We start from the raw sequence: 16,443 nt of genomic DNA on the forward strand, positions 1-16,443 counted from the left end.
GTCAGCGCACCCTCGGCAGCCGGACGACCTGCACGAAGAATTCGTCGATCTGCCGGATGGCGGCGATGAACTGGTCGAGGTCGACCGGTTTGGTCACATAGGCATTGGCATGCAACTTGTAACTGCGCAGAATGTCCTCCTCGGCGGCGGATGTGGTCAGCACGACCACCGGAATCGGTGACAACTCGGGGTCGGCCTTGATCTTCTCCAATACCTGTCTGCCGTCGTATCTCGGGAGATTCAGATCGAGCAGGATCAGGTCGGGTGTCGGCGCATCGGCGTAGTCGCCGTTACGGTAGAGAAAGTCGAGGGCCTCCTCACCGTCTCTTACCACATGCAGGGTATTGCCGATTTTGTTGTCCTCGAACGCCTCTCTCGTCATCAATTCGTCGCCGGGGTCGTCTTCGACGAGCAGAATATCGATGGGCTGGCCGGGATCGGTCACGCGATAGCCTCTTTCCGGGCGTCGGATGTGGTGGTGGATTCGTCGAGGGCGGGCAGGGTGAAACACAGGCGGGTGCCGTCGTGATAATCGGTGTCGATCCAGATCCGGCCGCCGTGGAATTCCACGATCTTCTTGCACACGGCCAGCCCGATACCGGTTCCGCTGTAGGCGTCGCGGGAGTGCAGGCGCTGGAAGATGACGAACACCTTGTCCGCGAATTCGGCGTCGACGCCGATGCCGTTGTCGGAGACGCTGAACTGCCAACCCGAGCCGTTGTCCTCCGGTGTGCAGGTGATCCGGATCAGCGGCGTGGATCCCGGGGTGCGGAACTTGATCGCGTTGCCGATGATGTTCTGCCACAGCATGACCAGGAGCGTCGGTTCGCCCTCGACTCGTGGCAGCTGCTCCGGTCGCTCGACCACCGCGCCGGTCTCCTCGATGCTCGACGACAGCGCCGTGAGCCCGGCGTCGAGACTGTGGTCGAGCTCGACGGGCTCGGTGCCGTCGGATACGCGCCCGACTCGCGAGAAGGTGAGCAAATCGTTGATGAGCACCTGCATGCGCTTGGCGCCGTCGACTGCGAAGTCGATGTACTGCTTGCCGCGTTCGTCGAGCTGGTCGCCGTAGCGTTTGTCGAGCAGCTGGCAGAACGAGGCGACCTTGCGCAGCGGCTCCTGCAGGTCGTGGGAGGCGACGTAGGCGAACTGCTCGAGTTCGGTGTTGGAACGCCGCAGTTCCTCCGCCTGGTCGGCCAGTTCCTGTTTCTGCTGGTGCAGCACCGATTCCTGCACCCGCGAGGAGGCGAGTTCGGCGACGATATGGTCGCGCATGTTCTCCACGGCGGCGCAGACGAGCGCGATGTCGGAGGGGCCGACGGGATCGATGCGGGAGTCGAATTCGCCTGCCGCGACGCGCCGGGAGGACTCCGTGAGATAGCCGAGCGGCCGGACGACGAGGCGACGCACCAGGACGGTGAGCGCCGCTCCCGTCACCAGGAAGGCGACCACGATGCCTGAAAGCACCAGGTTGCGAGTGGTGCGGGCGGAGTCGAGCCGGCTGTTGTCGCGGTCGACGGCGGCGGTGAGATTGTCGTTCTGGGTGGCGAACCGTGATTGCAACTCGCCGAAATAGGTGATGCCCATATCTGTTCGGTTCGCTGCGCCGCCCTGGGCGATCACCGGCTCGGCATACTCGGTGCGCCACAGGTCGGCGGCGGTCAGCAGTGCGGACAGGTCGGCCTGGAGTTCGGGACGGCCCTCGATCAACTGCTCGAGCCGTTCGACGGCTTTCGCCTCGTCCTGCCTGGCGCTGGTGTATTGCGAGACGAACAGGGGATCACGGGTGAGCACGTAACCCCGGATGCCCGCCTCTTCGTTCACCAGCGCCCCCTGCAGGCGCGCGGCCTCGGCGGCGGCCGGAAGCGTTTGGGCCACCAGCCGGTCGGTGACCCGGTTGGTGTGGGCGATGACCTGGGCGCCCGCCACGGCTCCGACGATCACGGCGACGATCATCGAGGCGAAGACGAGCTGGAACCAGCCCTGAGCCGTCATCCGGCTGATCAACCGTTTCCGGTCGGGGGCTGTGGTCGTCACTGCGCAAGCCTTTCGTTGTCGAGCCATCGCACATAGAGGATGGCCACGTCGTCGTCCAGGCCGCCCGCTGCGGCGGCCTGGTCTTCTACTCGTTCGATCAGCGCGTCGACGAACTCGTCCGGGTGTGCGGTGGGCAGGGTGTTGGCGAGCGCGAGCAGGCCGTCCTCGCCCAGTCGCCTGCTGCCGTCGCCGACGTGGCCTTCGAACAGTCCGTCGGTGAACAACATCAGCCCGGCGTTCTCGGCAAGACTCAGCTCGTGCACGGGCCACTGCCCGTGGCCCGGGACGAATCCGAGCGCCGGGCCACCGTCGACCTCCAACCAGCGCGAGACGCCGGCCGCGCGCCGCAGCATTCCCGGATGGCCCGCTCGGCGGACCTGAACCAGCCTGGTCACCGGGTCGAGCCGTAACACGGTCGCCGTCGCGAAGGTCTGCTCGTCGCGGCGTTCGGCCACGAGCAGTTCCTCGAGCAAAGAGAGCTGACGGGCGCCGGTGACGCCGCTGAGAACCAGTGTGCGCCAGGCCAGTCGGAGCGCGACACCCGTTGCGGCGGCGTCGGGGCCGTGACCCGCGACATCACCGATCACCACGTGCACCACGCCGTCGGCGTCCTGCACCGCGTCGTAGAAGTCACCGCCGAGCAGGGAGTGGTCGGCGCCGGGTCGGTACCGGGCGAGCACCTCGACGGCGCGGTCGGCACCGAGCAGGGGAGTGGGCAGCAGACCGCGTTCCAGACGAGCGTTCTCCTGCGCCCGCATCTGGCTGGCCCGCAGGGCGGCGGTCGTGCGCTCGGCGTGCTTACGCTGGATGGCGTAACGCACCGCGCGACCGAACAATTCGGGCTCCACCCGGCCCTTCACGAGGTAGTCCTGCGCTCCTGCGGCCAGGGCGTTGAGCCCGGTCTGCTCCTCGTCGAGCCCGGTCATCACCACGACGGCGATCTGGTCGTCGATCTGGTGCAGTCGCGCCAGTGCCTCGAGCCCGTTGGCGTCGGGCAGGTGCAGATCGAGCAGGACGCAGTCGGGGGTGTCGGTGCGCAGCCGTTCGCCCGCCTCGGCCAGGGTGCGCACCCACTCCAGGCGCGGTCCGGCGCCGAGATCGGCCACCAGTTCCTCTACCAGCAGCGCGTCACCCGGGTCGTCCTCGACGAGCAGGATGCGGGCTGCCGGGCCCGGCAGGGCTGCGGCCTCGGTGACCAGGAGATCGGCGGCGGTTGTGTCACTGCGCGGCACGACGACCCGTGGGAATGCCGGTCCTGACACTCGCACGGTTTCGGCGAGTGGGTCTTCTCCCGCAGGTGGACAGCCGAAATCCAGCGGTGTGCACGAATGTCTCCGATCCCGAGCGCCCGCAGCGCAAACTGGCTCCTTCAGCCGCTGGCTGGACCGAAAGAGCTCTGCGATCTTATCCGATCACCGGACCGCTCGACGCCCACCTGATTCGGGGTGCCCGGCCGCTCGGTGAATCACCAGGTCGGCGCCGCCTCGCGAAGGCGGGTGCGGACGAGGGCGACGTGGGGGCGTTCGGTGCGGGTGGAACGGCCGACCAGGTAGGCGGTGTTGATCGGCGGGTCTTCCGGATCGAGAAGCGCGACAACGGTTCCAGCGGCCAAGGCGGACGCGCACAGATAGCGTGGCAACACGCTCACGCCGCCGCCTGCTGTCACCACGGCGAGGACCGCGCGCAGGTCGGGAACGACGACGGCGGGGCGGCGTTCGAGGCGGCGCCCGAAGACGTGGCGCCAATAGCGGCGCAGGATCGGCAGATCGGGGGCATAGCTCACCAGGGGGACGTGGGCGAGTGCGGTGGCGTCGCCGCGTTCGAGGCGTCCGGTGTCGATGCGAGCGGCGGTGGCCGGGTTCGCGACGAGGACGAATTCCTCGTCGGCCAGGGGTTCGGCGACGACGGCCCGGCCACGCGGCCGGATGGCGGAGATGACCAGATCCAGAGCGCCGGTGCGTAATTCGGCGAGCAGGTCGTCGGCGAGGCCGGTTACCACCTGCAATCGCACGCCCTCGGTGATCAGCGGTGCCAGGGCGGGCAGGGCAAGGGTGGCCAGGATCTCGGCGGGCCCGCCGAGCAGCACGGGTGGTTCGGGCGGCGGGTGACCAGTGGTGGTGCCGGTGACCTCGGCGAGGGCGTCGAGCGGGTCCGCGATCCGGGCGGCCAGTTCGTGGGCGGCGGCCGTCGGGGAGACTCCACGCGGTAGGCGGTCGAAAAGTGGTCGGCCCACGGCTTTTTCAAGTGATTGCAGCTGGCTGGTGACGGTGGGCTGGGACAGGCCGACCTGGGTGGCGCCCGCGGTGAGCGAGCCGGAGCGGTAGACGGCCAGGAAGGTTCGCAACTGAACCAGGTCGAGACTGCCATCACCGTGCCGATGCTTCATTAGTCCAGTGTATCGATTGACGAATAGCGCCTGGTCAGGGCGCGGCTGGAAGAAAATCGCGGACGAGCGACACGACCGGATCGGGTGGGAGCAGATCTTCGATGTTGGCGAGGACCGTCTCCACCGGCAGGGTGCGGTCGGTGTTGTGGGTGGGGTTCTCGATTTCGGCGGTGGCCTCGGCGATGCCCTGCTCGATGGCGGCGGGGAGATCGGTGGCCAGCGTCGCGGTCTTCTGCGGGTTGAGCGGCTGGTCGAACCGCAACGGGGTCGGCGCGGAGTAGTCGGTGCGGTCGTATCCGGTTTCGACGAGTACGCGCAGGGCGGGCTCGGTCAGTGCGGCGGCCGGTTCGGTGAGATCGGCGCGGTTCGTATGCTTGCCGATGGCGCGCAGCGGATACAGCAGCGGTAGTGCGCCCTGAGGGTTCGGAATGGTGACATATGTTGTGTCACCGTGGTTTTGGCAGTGCTGTGGAAGCTCGTCGCAGTTCTGTTGCGCGATGAACTCGGACCGGTCCGGGTATCCGTAGATCGCGGCGCCCGCCTTCGGCGCACCTCCCGCGCCGTTGCCCTTGGGCTGCAGGTAGGACGGGTGGATGAGCAGTGTGCCGAGCAGCGCGTTGGCATCGGCGAGCACATTGAGCGGGTAGGCCGGGAAATCGGAGATGCCGTCGTACTGCATGGCGATGTCGGTGGTCGTGATGCCGGTGTCGGTGGGTGTGGGTGGCCCGAAGGTGATGTCGGCGACCGGTATCCCACCGAACAGGACCGGGCGTTCGATGATTCCGCCGTTGGGCCGGTTCGGATTCGCGATCAGCACGAACGACAACCGCGCTTTGTCCTCGGGCGAGAGCCCGGCCAACGCTGCCTTCTCCGCGCCGGCGACCGTGGAACCCTGCGAGTAGCCGAACACGGTCACGGTACCCGGCGCGCCGAGCTGCCGGCGGGTGAGCTGATCGAGCGTGGCGACCCCACCCGCGACCGAGGTGTCCCATTTCGCGGACGACGCCCTCGGCCCCTTGGACGAGATCACCGGCCACAGCGAGGCGTCGTAGGGAACCGGAACGAAATCGACACCCGGGCAGGCGTTGTCGGTGCAGCCCTGCGCCCCGGGGTCGATGAAGTTCTGGTAGGCGTTGCTCTCGAAATCGTGTGCCACAGACGGGTCGCTGGTCCCCGTGCCCGGCACGATCAGCGCCGACGTCGCCGCCAAAGCCACCGCACACAGACTCTGCACCTCGAGCCAGCCGACGCCGAGCGCCGTCACGAATGCCGCGGAAGCACCGACCCGTGCCGCCGAACGCTTCCGATGCCGACCACGCTTCTTCGGCAGATCAGCAAATCTCGCATTCGGCCACATGAACTACCCCTTCGGTATCAGGGAGAAACCTCGGCAACCGCTGAGCAATTGTGGCAGCCGGGGCCACCGGGGTACAAGCATGTGTCCGGATTGTCTGGACTACCGCTGCGGTTCGGGGTGGTCGGTGGGCGTGTGGATGATGTCGACGTACTTCGACTTGTCGTTCTGGTCCGGGTAGGTGCGGTAGGTGAACATCGAATCGGTCAGTTCGGTGATCTCGGAGTCGCGTTCGAACATCACCGTGCCGTCGTCGTTCTTCGCGACGATATGGCGGGTCTTGCCGTCGGCGGAGACGGTCCAGTCACCGTGCATCTTCGGCTTGTCGTCGAGGGTGTACATCTCGAACGTCCCGTCGGCGTCGAAGTAGGCGAAGCCGACGTAGTTCTGGACATTCGCGTCGGTGAGCGGCAGTTCGTCGCCGTCCTGGTCGACGGCGTCGGTGGTCTCCCACGGGTGCGCGGACAGGATCTGCGACGGTGTCTGCGCCGAGTTCGCGGTGGTGGTGGCCGCCGTGGTCGACATCGCCGAGGTGGTCTCGGCCGAGGTGGTGGCGGCGGTGTCGGAACTGTCGTCGGAGCAGCCCGCGAGGGGCACGGCGATCAGGGCGGCGGTGGCGGCGATCTGGGAGATCTTCACGGGTAACCTTTCCGCTGATGGCTCATATCGCGTCGGTCGACGTAGCGTCGAGCGTAGCCATCGTGGGTGGTCAGGGGCGTGAACTCGACCGGCGAGCCTGTCCACCGGGGCCGGAGCAGGACGGCTCGCCGATGTATCGGATGCTCGGCAAAGGAGGCTCCACGTGATCACCTCGATCCGCATGGCTGTGCTGGCGCTCGCCGGTACGGCGGTGCTGTCCACCGCGTGCTCGACCGACTCGCCCACCGAGTCCGGGGCGCCGTCGACCTCGCAGACGATCACCACACCGGCTGCCCCGGGCACGACCGGCGCGCCGACGTCGGCACCGTCGGATCCCGCGCTCGCCGGACCGCTGCACGAGGCCGCGGCCGCCGATGACGGGGTTCGCGTGCGCGAACTGCTCGATCGCGGCGCACCCCTGGAAGCGCGCGACGACCAGGGCCGCACGCCGCTGGTGACGGCCGTGAAGAACCAGGCCACCGCCGCGGCACGAGTCCTGATCGACGCGGGTGCCGACGTCGACGCCAAGGACGACATGCAGGATTCGGCCTACCTGTACGCGGGTGCCGAAGGCTACGACGAGATCCTGACGATGACGCTCGCACACGGCGCCGACGTGCGCAGCCTGAACCGATACGGCGGCACCGCGCTGATCCCGGCCGCCGAGCACGGATTCGTCTCGACCGTGCGGATCCTGATCGAGGCGGGGGTCGACGTCGACCACGTGAACACGCCCCGCTGGACGGCCCTGCAGGAAGCCGTGATCTACGGCGACGGCTCCCAGAAATACCAGGACACGGTCACCGCTCTTCTCGATGCGGGGGCCGACCCGAACATCCGCGACGCCGAGGGCCGCACGGTGCTCGAGAACGCGGAGCGGCTCGGCCAGACCGCCATCGTCGAGATCCTGCGCAACCATTCCTGACCTGGCGCACCAGGTAGCACTTTCCACCACGAGAAGGGGCTCACGTTGTCGACTCACACTTTCGCCACCGCCGCGGCGGTCGGAGTTCTCACCGTCCTGCTGACAGGCGGTGCGGCCGGCGCCGATCCTGTCCAACCCGTTCAGCCCCCGGTCGTGTCCGCCCAGGACGAGGGGACCGTCGTCGAGGAGGAGAAGGACCCCGGCGGTAAAGGTGAGGGCAAGGGGAAAGGTAAGGGTAAAGGCAAAGGCAAGGGAAAAGGTAAGGGCGGCAAGGGAACCGAGTAAGGTCAGGGCGCGTCGAGCACGCTGACCGGAACCCCGTAGGGCAGAAATCGCACGCGACGATGCTCATCGGTGTTGTCGCGATGCGCCCGCAAAGCCTCGAGCTCACTCGGGAACACCTGATCCACCCGCGCCTGGCCGTCCTCGTCGATGGTGTAGATCGCCCACACCCCGCCTCCGGTGTCCCCGGCGGTCTCGGGCTCGGATGTCTGCTGGGGCCCGGTGAACTGCCCGAACAGCGAATTCAGCACCGACTGATCCAGAAATCCTCCCGCCTTCCCGATCAATCCGCGGATCTCATCGCTCGCCCCACGCAGCACCCGTTCGAAATCGTCGGCATCGAATGGTCTGTCATCCGCCATAACCAGTCCTCCTCGACAGCATCGGCGCGTTTGTCCCAAGTGTCCTCGCCTAACGCGCCACGCGCCATGAACCCCGTCGGCGGCCACTGTCTCGATAGGCTCTGCGCATGCTGACTGCGCTGCTCTACGGGCTGGGGACCGTGGTTCCGCTGATGATCGGGGTGGCGATCGGGGTGCGGTGGACGCTGCCTCGGCCGGTGCTGGCGACCCTGATGGCGTTCGGGGCGGGAACGATGATCGCGGCGGTGTCGGAGGAGTTGTTCGCGCCCGCGTTCCGGCGCGACGGGGCGGTGATCGCGGGAATCGCGCTGTTCGCGGGCGCCGGGATGTATGTGGTCGCCGACCATCTGATCGAGAACAAGCTGGGCGGGGCCGCGATCGGGTGGGCGCTGTTGCTCGGCACGGTGCTCGACGGAATTCCCGAGAACATGGCGCTCGGTGTGTCGTTGGTCGGGGGTGGGGGACTGGTGCTGTTGGTCGCCATCGCGGTGGGCAACGTGCCCGAAGCGGTGAGCGCGGTCGCGTTCCTGCGTGACCAGCACGGATTCTCACCGGGCCGCACGTTCGGTCTGTGGGCGGTCACCTCGGCCGTCCTCGTCGGGGTCACCGTGCTCGGCAACGCGCTGGCCGACACCATCTCCGGCACCGCCATCAGCGCGGTGCAGGCGTTCGCGGGCGGTGCGACGATCGCGATGCTCGCCGATTCCCTTGTGCCGGAGGCCTATCGGGAGGGCGGCTGGTGGGTCGGAATGGCGACGGCGGCCGGATTCTTCGTCGCCTTCGCCATCGGATGACAGCTCACTCCCGCACAACGGTGGCCGGGTCGAGGTCGATGCGCCGCAACAGCTGAGCGTTCAGCGCGACCACGATCGTGGACGCCGACATGAGCAGCGCCCCGACCTCCATCGGCATGGTGATGCCCCACGGCGCGAGCACACCGGCGGCCAGCGGTACGGCGATGATGTTGTACCCCGCCGCCCACACCAGATTCTGGATCATCTTGCGGTAGGTGGCCTGCGACAGCTCGATCACCGAGACCACCGCGCGCGGGTCGTCGGAGGCCAGGACCACACCCGCGGAGGCGATGGCCACGTCGGTGCCCGCGCCGATCGCGATACCGACATCGGCCTGCGCGAGGGCGGGCGCGTCGTTGACACCGTCACCGACCATGGCCACGGTGTGGCCGGTCTCCTGCAGCGAACGCACCTTGTCGCCCTTGTCCTTCGGCAGGACCCCGGCGAACACCTGGTCGATATCGAGCTGCTCGGCGACAGCGCGCGCCACCGGTTCGGCATCACCGGTGATCATGGCGACGTGGATGCCCCGGCGATGCAGCGCCTGGATCGCCTGCGCGGATTCGGGGCGCACCTCGTCGGCCAGGGCGAGCGCACCGATCAGCTCGCCGTCGCGCAGTACGTGCAGCACCGTTGACCCCTGCGCGGACCAGCGGGCGGTGGTCTCGGCGGGCTCGAGGTGGTGGCGGTGCAGCAGGGCGGGACCGCCGACCTCGATCGTCGAACCGTCGACCGTCGCACGCACACCCACACCGTTGTGGGCGGTGAACTCCGTAGCGGTTGGCACGTGGATGCCGCGTTCGGTCGCGGTGTCGACGATGGCGCGTCCGAGTGGATGCTCACTCTCGGATTCGGCGGCCGCGGCCAGGGCGAGAACTTCGTCGTCCGCGAGACCCGATCGGGTGGCGGTGGTACCGACGACGGCAGGCGCGCCACGCGTGAGGGTGCCGGTCTTGTCGAACAGGATCGCATCGACGGTGCGCATCGCTTCGAGCGCACGGCGATCGGTGATGAGCACGCCGGCTTTCGCGGCGCGTTCGGTGGCGATCGACACCACGAGCGGAATCGCCAGGCCGAGGGCGTGCGGGCACGCGATGACCAGCACGGTGATGGTCCGGGTGACGGCATCCTCGGGCCGGCCGAGGGCGAGCCAGACGACGGCCGTGATCGCGGCAGACCCGGCGGCGAACCAGAACAGCCAGCCCGCCGCCCGGTCGGCGAGTACCTGGGCGCGTGAGGAGGAATTCTGGGCTTCGGCGACCAGCCGCTGGATGCCGGCGAGGGCGGTATCGGCGCCGACGGCGGTGACACGTACCCGCAGTGCCGAATCGGTGGTGACCGTACCCGCGACGACCTTGTCGCCCGGTGCACGGCGCACGGGCCGGGATTCGCCGGTGATCATGGACTCGTCGACATCGGCGCTGCCCGACTCGACGAGCCCGTCGGCGGGCACCCGGCTGCCCGGTCGCACGACGACGCGGTCACCGGTGCGCAGTTCATCGACCCGGACGGTGTCGGTCGACCCGTCGTCGGCGACGCGTTCGGCCTCGTCGGGCAGCAGTGCCGCCAGCGATTCCAGCGCGCTCGAGGCCTGACCGAGCGAGCGCATCTCGATCCAGTGACCGAGCAGCATGATCACGATCAGCAGCGCCAGTTCCCACCAGTAGTCGAGCTCGTGATGCAGCACGCCGAGCGTCGAACCCCAGGACGCGAGGAAGGCCACGGTGATGGCCAGCGAGATCAGCAGCATCATGGCGGGTTTGCGTGCCCGGATCTCGTCGACGGCGCCGGTGAGGAACGGCCGACCGCCCCAGAAATACATGACGGTGCCGAGCACCGGCGACACCCACCGCAACCCCCTCGGCACGGTGTAACCGACGAGTTCGGCGAACATCATGTCGGCGGCGACCACCGGCACGGCCAAGGCCAGCATCACCCAGAACAACCGCCGGAACATGGCCACGTGGTCGCCGTGATGATGCCCCGAAGACATGTCGTGGTGCTCGTCGTGGATCGTGTCCGAACCGCTGCCCATCTGGTGGTCGTCGGCCATGACGCCGACGCTACCCCCGAGTGTCGCGGGGGCCGCACAGGAAAACGCCCCCGACCTGACTCAGGCCGGAGGCGTCGAGCGCGGATCGGCTAGTGACCGCGTTGATCGGTGAGATTCAGGCCTTCCTTGGACTTCACGCGTCGGTGTTCCAGCAGCAACCAGGCGACACCGGCGACGGCCAGCGTCGCGGCGGCCACGGCGGCGATGGCACCCCAGCCCGCGAAGCCGTAGCCGGCGGCCGTCAGGCACAGGCCGAGAGCGATAACGGCCATCGCGCACAGGATGATGCCGGGGAAGTTGTACCCGTCCTCCAGGCCTTCACCGGCGTGGCTGCGGGTGGTTCGGGCGTGGTCGGGGAATTCGCGCCCGGTGCGGCGCGACATGGGGGAACGTTGGTGGGCGGGGTACGCCATGGTCGATCCTTCCCTCCGATGGACTGCGTGTGGACGGCAATACCCACTGTGTCGCGGTCCAATCGGGCCGGACGAACAGGCGCCCGCGCCGTAGCATGGGCGACCACTGCCCACACGGGTGCGGCGAAGGGATTGAGCGTGCGCACGATGCTGACCTTGCTGATCGTGGCGGCTATCGCGCTGGTCGTCGGCGACCGGGTGGCGCTCGCGTTGGCACAGAACGCGATCGGACGCCAGATCGCCGCCGAATATCAGCTCACGCGACAGCCCGATGTCGACATCCCTGGCTTCCCGTTCCTCACCCAGGCGCTCGACGGCCGGTACCCGATCATCGACATCGCGGTAGGCGACTGGACGGGCAACGACATCACCGTGCGCGACCTCGATGTCACCCTGCGTGATGTGTCCGCACCGCTGGGTGATGTGCTCGGCAACCGGACCTCGAACCTGGTGGCGTCCACGGCGACGGCGACGGCTGTCGTCCCCTACGACGTCGTGCGAGGGTTCGCTCCCGACGATGTGGACTCCATCGAATTCGGATCGGACGGTTTGAGCGCGGCAGGCCGGTTCCCGGTGGCCGGGATCATGGTGCCCGCCACGGTCATCGTCACCGTCGCACCGACCACCGACGGCATCGAGGTGACGCCCGTGTCCGTGCGCCACGCGGCCGGGGGTCCGACGATTTCCCTGGGGCTGATCCAGCGGAGCCTGACCTTCGTCGTTCCCTTGCACAGCCTGCCGCTCGGGGCACGCATCACCGCGATCACCCCGGCCGCCGACGGTCTGCACGTCACCGCGGCGGCCGAGAATGTGCGTCTCGCCGACGGCTAGGTCAGGATCTCGACATAGCCGTCGGCGCCGTTCACCCGGATGCGCTGCCCGTCGCGGATGAGGTCGGTCGCGTGTTCCACACCGACAACGGCGGGCAGCCCGTACTCGCGGGCGATGACCGCGCCGTGGGTCATCAGGCCGCCCACTTCGGTGACCAGACCGGCGATGCCGACGAACAGCGGTGTCCAGCTGGGGTCGGTGTAGGCGGTGACGAGAATGTCGCCCGCTTCCAGATCGGCCTGACCGATGTCGAGGACCACCCGGGCCCGACCTTCGATCGTTCCCGCCGAGACCGCCATGCCCGGCAGGGCGCCCTCGGGCAGGTCTTCGCGTCGATAGGCGCCGGTCACCGCCTCGCCGTCGGACGTGAGAACCCTTGGCGCACTGAGTGTCCGGAAGGTATCGAACGCGTCTCTGCGCTGGGCGACGAGGTCCTGGTCCGCATGCTGGACGCGCACCACCTCGCGCAATTCGTCGAACCGCAGGAAGTAGATGTCGTCGGGTGCCTGGAGTACGCCGGCGGCCACGAGTCGCTCGGCCTCACGCAACAATGCCTGCTTGTACACGAAATAGCGGCTGACCATGCCGTACTTCGGGTACTCCCGGTAACCGGCGAAGGTGCGGACCCGGTCGATCATCCGCTCGGTTTCGGCGGCCTTGCTCTCCCCGTCCGACAGCGCACGCAACTCCCGCAGGATCCGTGCCCGCTGCGCTTCGGCGTCACGCAACCCGTCCTCGAAACGCTCTGTGCCCGCGCCGGTTCCGAAGTTGCGGACATTGCCGAGGATGGTCGGCACGAGAGTGGTCGGGTCCTCGCTCCACCGTGTCCGGGTGATGTCGATTTCGCCGACGCACCGCATGCCGTATCTGTCGAGGAATGCGGTGATCGCGACCCGCGCCGCAGGCCCGCCCGAACGCTGCTCGAGTTCACCGAGGAAATCGTTCGTGCCGTTCTCCTCGACCGCCCGCAGATACTCGATCACCTGCGGGTGCGGGCGGATGGCATCGGCGACATCGAGCAATGCCAACCCCATTTCCGAGGTCACATTGCCCGGCACCGACTGAGTGAGCGCATCGGCGGCGTTCTTCTCGCCGAGCCATTCGCCCAGGCGGTCGTTGAGCCATTCGGTCGCCTCCATGGCGGCCGTGATGATCTGCAACCCACGCGGGGAGAACAACACTCGCCGCAATTCCGCGATGTCGGCGTGGATGAAATCGAGCAGGGCCGACCCGGACAGGGGAGCGATCTCGCGTTTCAGCACAGCGAGCGAGGCCTCGCAGTCGGCGACCAGTTCGTCGACCATCGCCGAGTCGGTGTCGATCGGGGCGGGTGCGGGTGGCATCGCCACCGAATCAGTCTGCGGCACAACCGGAACGAAGCCACGCTCGAGGACAGTGCGCAGTGCGTCGCCCATCAGCGGATCGGACTTCCCGAGCGCCTCGGCCAACGCGGGACCGCCCGTCGGCGAGGCCAATCGCTCGGTGACATCGACGAACAATCGCCCGCCCGCGTCCCGCATCGCCGCGTGACTGGTGAGCTGCCACAGCGAAATCCCGAGTGGTTTCATGGCGTCGGTCATCATCTGCTGATGACCCACCGACACATACACGCGGTGGGCGTCGTCGGCCGCCTCGGGAATCGGGAACAGGGTGGTGATCGGCCTGCTCTGCACGAGCCGGATCTCGTCGTCGAGACACCACTCGATGTCCTGCGGCGAGCCGAAATGCGCCTCGATGCGCCGGCCCAATTCGGCCAGTCCCAGCACCTCGGCATCCGAGAGGACGGGTTCGTTGCGGCGATCCTCGTCGATGTCGCGCACCTCGGTGCCGCCCGAGCCCACCGGTTCGACGGCGATCTTCTTGGTGGCGATGGTCTTGCTGATCTCCCCGTCGCGCACCTTGTACACGTCGGCGTTCACCAGACCCGACACCAGTGCTTCACCGAGACCGAAACCGGCGTCGATGGAGACAACGGTCCGATCCGAGGTCACCGGGTCGGCCGTCATCAGAATGCCCGACGCACGCGGAAAGACCATCCGCTGCACCACGACCGCCATCCGGATCATGCTGCTGTCGAACCCGTTTCGCAGGCGGTAGGTCACCGCCCGGTCGGTGAACAGCGACGCCCAGCACCGGCGCACATGATCGAGCACCTCCGCCGCGCCGATCACATTCAGGTATGTGTCCTGCTGGCCGGCGAACGACGCGGTCGGCAGATCCTCGGCCGTGGCGCTGGAACGCACCGCGTACGCGGCGTCGGTGCCGAGCCGGGCATGCGCGGCGACGATCTCGGCCGCCACGTCCTCGGGCACCGGCAATTCCTCGATATCCCCGCGGATTGCCGCACTTGCCGCGGCGATGCCCGCCCGGTCGTCGGGCGAGAGGCCCGCCAGTTCGCCGATCCGTTCCCGGACTGCCGACGCGCCTGCCAGCGCCCGATCGAATGCCTCGGTCGTCACACAGAACCCGTCGGGCACCCGCACCCCCTCGATGCGCGCCAGCTCACCCAGGTTCGCACCCTTGCCCCCGACGATTCCCACCTGTGACCGGTCGATCTGCCCGAACTCGAGAACAACACCCATAACCCACTCCTCACCTGCGATTTCAGCAGTACGCGAGCGATTATGGACTACTTTCCGATGTCTCATGAACGGCCGCGATCGTGTATACAGTGAGAAGGGGAAGGGAAACACAGCGAACCGCCGCCGAGCCGGGCTCGACGACGGCCGGACGCTGATTCAGGCGGCGACTGCGCGGCGACGAGGTTCGAGCGCGGCCGCGACCAGATAACTGCCACCACCGGCCAGCGCCAGCACCCAGTACGGGCTCGCACCCGTCAGGAACAGCGCCGCCGAGGACGTCAACGCCAGCCACGCACCGAGGGCGTACTGCAGCACGTCACGGTAAGCGGCACCACCGGCGAGGTACAGCAGGCCGACCACCAGACCAGACCCCGTGGGCCACAGCAGCATTCGCAAGTTCTCGTCGGCCAGAGCCGAACTCAGTGCCGTGATGACGAAGAACAGTGCTCCGAAACCCACCAGCCACGACGCGGCCAGCAGATTGCCGACCACCGCCTCGGCCCCGGTGGCGCCGCGCTTGGCGCGCATCGTGACCACACTGGTCACCACCATCGCGATCAGCAGGCCACCGACCAGCAGTGCGCCCGGCACAACGGCGGGCAGTCGAACGAGCGGCGAATCACCGTGGGACACGGCGTAAGCGCCGTGCCCGAGCAGCCACGCGGCACCGAAACTGAGGTAGGACGGCCGGTTGTCGAGCAGAACACGCAGAGCGGACATCGCGATTTCTCCAGGATCGGTTGGGGGATTCAGGATTCGGTGTCGGCGACCAGGACGACTTTGCCGATGACGGTGCGAGATTCGGCGAGCCGCATCGCTCGCCCCGCCTCCGACAGCGGCACGCGCGCACCGATCTGTGCGCGCAGCACACCGCGCGCGGCGAGATCGAAAACGGCCGTCAGATCCTCGGCGATGCGGGCACGGAAACGCGGCAGATCGCGCTTACCCGCCCACAGATTGAAGAAATGCGCATTGCGCTTGTTGGGCAGCGCGTTCCACACCAGCAACCGGACCAGCAACCGCAGAACCGGAAGCCGCGAATTGCCCTCCTCGTCCTTGGTCGACGCGGTGCCAAAGGACACCAGGGTGCCCCCGGGCGCGAGCAGCGCGAACGAATCCGCGATGCCCGGGCCGCCGATGTGGTCGAACACCGCGTCCACGCCGCCGGGTGCCAGCGCCCGGACCTGCTGACCCACATCGCCGCGATAGTCCACCCAGTTGGCGCCGAGCGCACGAACCGCCTCGGCGTGACGCGCCGAAGACGTGCCGATGACCTGAATGCCCTCGGCGCGGGCCAGCTGCACCAGCGTCGAGCCGACGCCCCCGTTGGCGCCGTGCACCAGCACAGTCTGTCCGGTGTGCGCCTTCGCCATGCGGAACAACATCTGCCAGGCCGTGATGCCGTTGACGACAAAGGTTTCCGCCGCCTCGGCAGCGAGCCCGTCGGGCACCGCGACGAGATCGGCGGCGTCGAGCAGGGCGTGACTGCTCCACCCGCCGATCTTGGTCAGCGCCGCCACCCGCTTGCCGACCATGTCCGCGTCGACGCCGGCACCGACCGCGAGGACGGTGCCGACCAGGTCGTAGCCGGGAACGAAGGGGAAGGGCGGCTGGTCGTAGTACTTGCCGCGCCGCATCTGCTGCTCGGCGAACGAGACGCCGCTCGCCGCGACGGCGACCACGGCCTGGCCGGGACCGGGGGCGGGCAACGGACGCCGGGTCACGAGCAGTCCTTCGGGCTCCACCCGGTCGGGCAGGACGATTTCGGTGGCGATGACAGACATG

Annotated in this window: 16 protein-coding genes; 4 read left to right on the top strand and 12 right to left on the bottom strand. The window is 68.0% G+C overall.

Going from position 1 to position 16,443, the window contains the following annotated elements; genetic code table 11:
- Position 1 precedes the first annotated feature (1 nt).
- The 6 genes from HYG95_RS07575 to HYG95_RS07600 all read right to left on the bottom strand — a co-directional run bounded on the left by HYG95_RS07575 (position 2) and on the right by HYG95_RS07600 (position 6,416).
- Positions 2 to 445: a response regulator gene (locus tag HYG95_RS07575; RefSeq protein ID WP_181697291.1), complete on the bottom strand. Its 444-nt coding sequence runs from the start codon at positions 443 to 445 to the stop codon at positions 2 to 4.
- Entirely contained in the window at positions 442 to 2,037 is a 1,596-nt protein-coding gene (locus HYG95_RS07580; RefSeq protein WP_370465714.1) for an ATP-binding protein, read from the bottom strand. Before HYG95_RS07580 ends, HYG95_RS07575 begins: the two co-directional genes overlap by 4 nt.
- The gene (locus HYG95_RS07585) at positions 2,034 to 3,269 is read right to left on the bottom strand and encodes a PP2C family protein-serine/threonine phosphatase (protein WP_370465715.1); all 1,236 of its coding nucleotides are present in this window, start codon (positions 3,267 to 3,269) and stop codon (positions 2,034 to 2,036) included. The genes HYG95_RS07580 and HYG95_RS07585 overlap by 4 nt, the downstream gene beginning before the upstream one ends.
- A gap of 233 nt (positions 3,270 to 3,502) precedes the next feature.
- Positions 3,503 to 4,423 carry a LysR family transcriptional regulator gene (locus HYG95_RS07590; RefSeq protein WP_181697293.1) on the bottom strand — a complete coding sequence of 307 codons (921 nt, stop codon included), beginning with the start codon at positions 4,421 to 4,423 and terminating at the stop codon, positions 3,503 to 3,505.
- Positions 4,424 to 4,457: 34 nt separating this feature from the next.
- The gene (locus HYG95_RS07595) at positions 4,458 to 5,780 is read right to left on the bottom strand and encodes a PE-PPE domain-containing protein (RefSeq protein ID WP_181697294.1); all 1,323 of its coding nucleotides are present in this window, start codon (positions 5,778 to 5,780) and stop codon (positions 4,458 to 4,460) included.
- Between the two features lie 99 nt (positions 5,781 to 5,879).
- Positions 5,880 to 6,416, bottom strand: coding sequence for a DUF4822 domain-containing protein (locus tag HYG95_RS07600; protein WP_370465716.1), 537 nt, complete (start codon positions 6,414 to 6,416; stop codon positions 5,880 to 5,882).
- A gap of 163 nt (positions 6,417 to 6,579) precedes the next feature.
- On the opposite strand from HYG95_RS07600, the gene HYG95_RS07605 reads away from it, so the two are divergent.
- Entirely contained in the window at positions 6,580 to 7,341 is a 762-nt protein-coding gene (locus tag HYG95_RS07605; RefSeq protein ID WP_370465717.1) for an ankyrin repeat domain-containing protein, read from the top strand.
- A gap of 45 nt (positions 7,342 to 7,386) precedes the next feature.
- The gene (locus HYG95_RS07610) at positions 7,387 to 7,626 is read left to right on the top strand and encodes a hypothetical protein (RefSeq protein WP_181697296.1); all 240 of its coding nucleotides are present in this window, start codon (positions 7,387 to 7,389) and stop codon (positions 7,624 to 7,626) included.
- Positions 7,627 to 7,628: 2 nt separating this feature from the next.
- Here HYG95_RS07610 and HYG95_RS07615 read toward each other — a convergent pair whose 3' ends face one another.
- The gene (locus HYG95_RS07615) at positions 7,629 to 7,985 is read right to left on the bottom strand and encodes a hypothetical protein (RefSeq protein WP_181697297.1); all 357 of its coding nucleotides are present in this window, start codon (positions 7,983 to 7,985) and stop codon (positions 7,629 to 7,631) included.
- A gap of 107 nt (positions 7,986 to 8,092) precedes the next feature.
- On the opposite strand from HYG95_RS07615, the gene HYG95_RS07620 reads away from it, so the two are divergent.
- Entirely contained in the window at positions 8,093 to 8,779 is a 687-nt protein-coding gene (locus HYG95_RS07620) for a ZIP family metal transporter (protein ID WP_181697298.1), read from the top strand.
- Between the two features lie 4 nt (positions 8,780 to 8,783).
- Here the strand turns inward: HYG95_RS07620 and HYG95_RS07625 are convergent, their stop codons facing one another.
- Both HYG95_RS07625 and HYG95_RS07630 read right to left on the bottom strand, forming a co-directional pair.
- Complete coding sequence (locus HYG95_RS07625; RefSeq protein WP_181697299.1) at positions 8,784 to 10,832, bottom strand: heavy metal translocating P-type ATPase; 2,049 nt, start codon at positions 10,830 to 10,832, stop codon at positions 8,784 to 8,786.
- A gap of 89 nt (positions 10,833 to 10,921) precedes the next feature.
- The gene (locus HYG95_RS07630) at positions 10,922 to 11,245 is read right to left on the bottom strand and encodes a hypothetical protein (RefSeq protein ID WP_225279460.1); all 324 of its coding nucleotides are present in this window, start codon (positions 11,243 to 11,245) and stop codon (positions 10,922 to 10,924) included.
- A gap of 147 nt (positions 11,246 to 11,392) precedes the next feature.
- Here HYG95_RS07630 and HYG95_RS07635 point away from each other — a divergent pair, with 147 nt between their 5' ends.
- Positions 11,393 to 12,076 (top strand): DUF2993 domain-containing protein, encoded by a 684-nt coding sequence (locus tag HYG95_RS07635; protein ID WP_220139195.1) that lies wholly within the window; start codon positions 11,393 to 11,395, stop codon positions 12,074 to 12,076.
- Here HYG95_RS07635 and rph read toward each other — a convergent pair.
- From rph to HYG95_RS07650, 3 genes are all read right to left on the bottom strand, one after another.
- Entirely contained in the window at positions 12,073 to 14,658 is a 2,586-nt protein-coding gene (gene rph / locus HYG95_RS07640; RefSeq protein ID WP_181697301.1) for a rifamycin-inactivating phosphotransferase, read from the bottom strand. The two genes, HYG95_RS07635 and rph, sit on opposite strands and share 4 nt — an antisense overlap.
- 156 nt (positions 14,659 to 14,814) lie before the next feature.
- Positions 14,815 to 15,378: an ABC transporter permease gene (locus tag HYG95_RS07645; protein ID WP_181697302.1), complete on the bottom strand. Its 564-nt coding sequence runs from the start codon at positions 15,376 to 15,378 to the stop codon at positions 14,815 to 14,817.
- Between the two features lie 29 nt (positions 15,379 to 15,407).
- Positions 15,408 to 16,442 carry a medium chain dehydrogenase/reductase family protein gene (locus HYG95_RS07650; protein ID WP_181697303.1) on the bottom strand — a complete coding sequence of 345 codons (1,035 nt, stop codon included), beginning with the start codon at positions 16,440 to 16,442 and terminating at the stop codon, positions 15,408 to 15,410.
- Position 16,443: the final 1 nt, after the last annotated feature.

The organism is Nocardia sp. GTS18, assembly GCF_013839555.1.
GTDB lineage: Bacteria > Actinomycetota > Actinomycetes > Mycobacteriales > Mycobacteriaceae > Nocardia > Nocardia rosealba.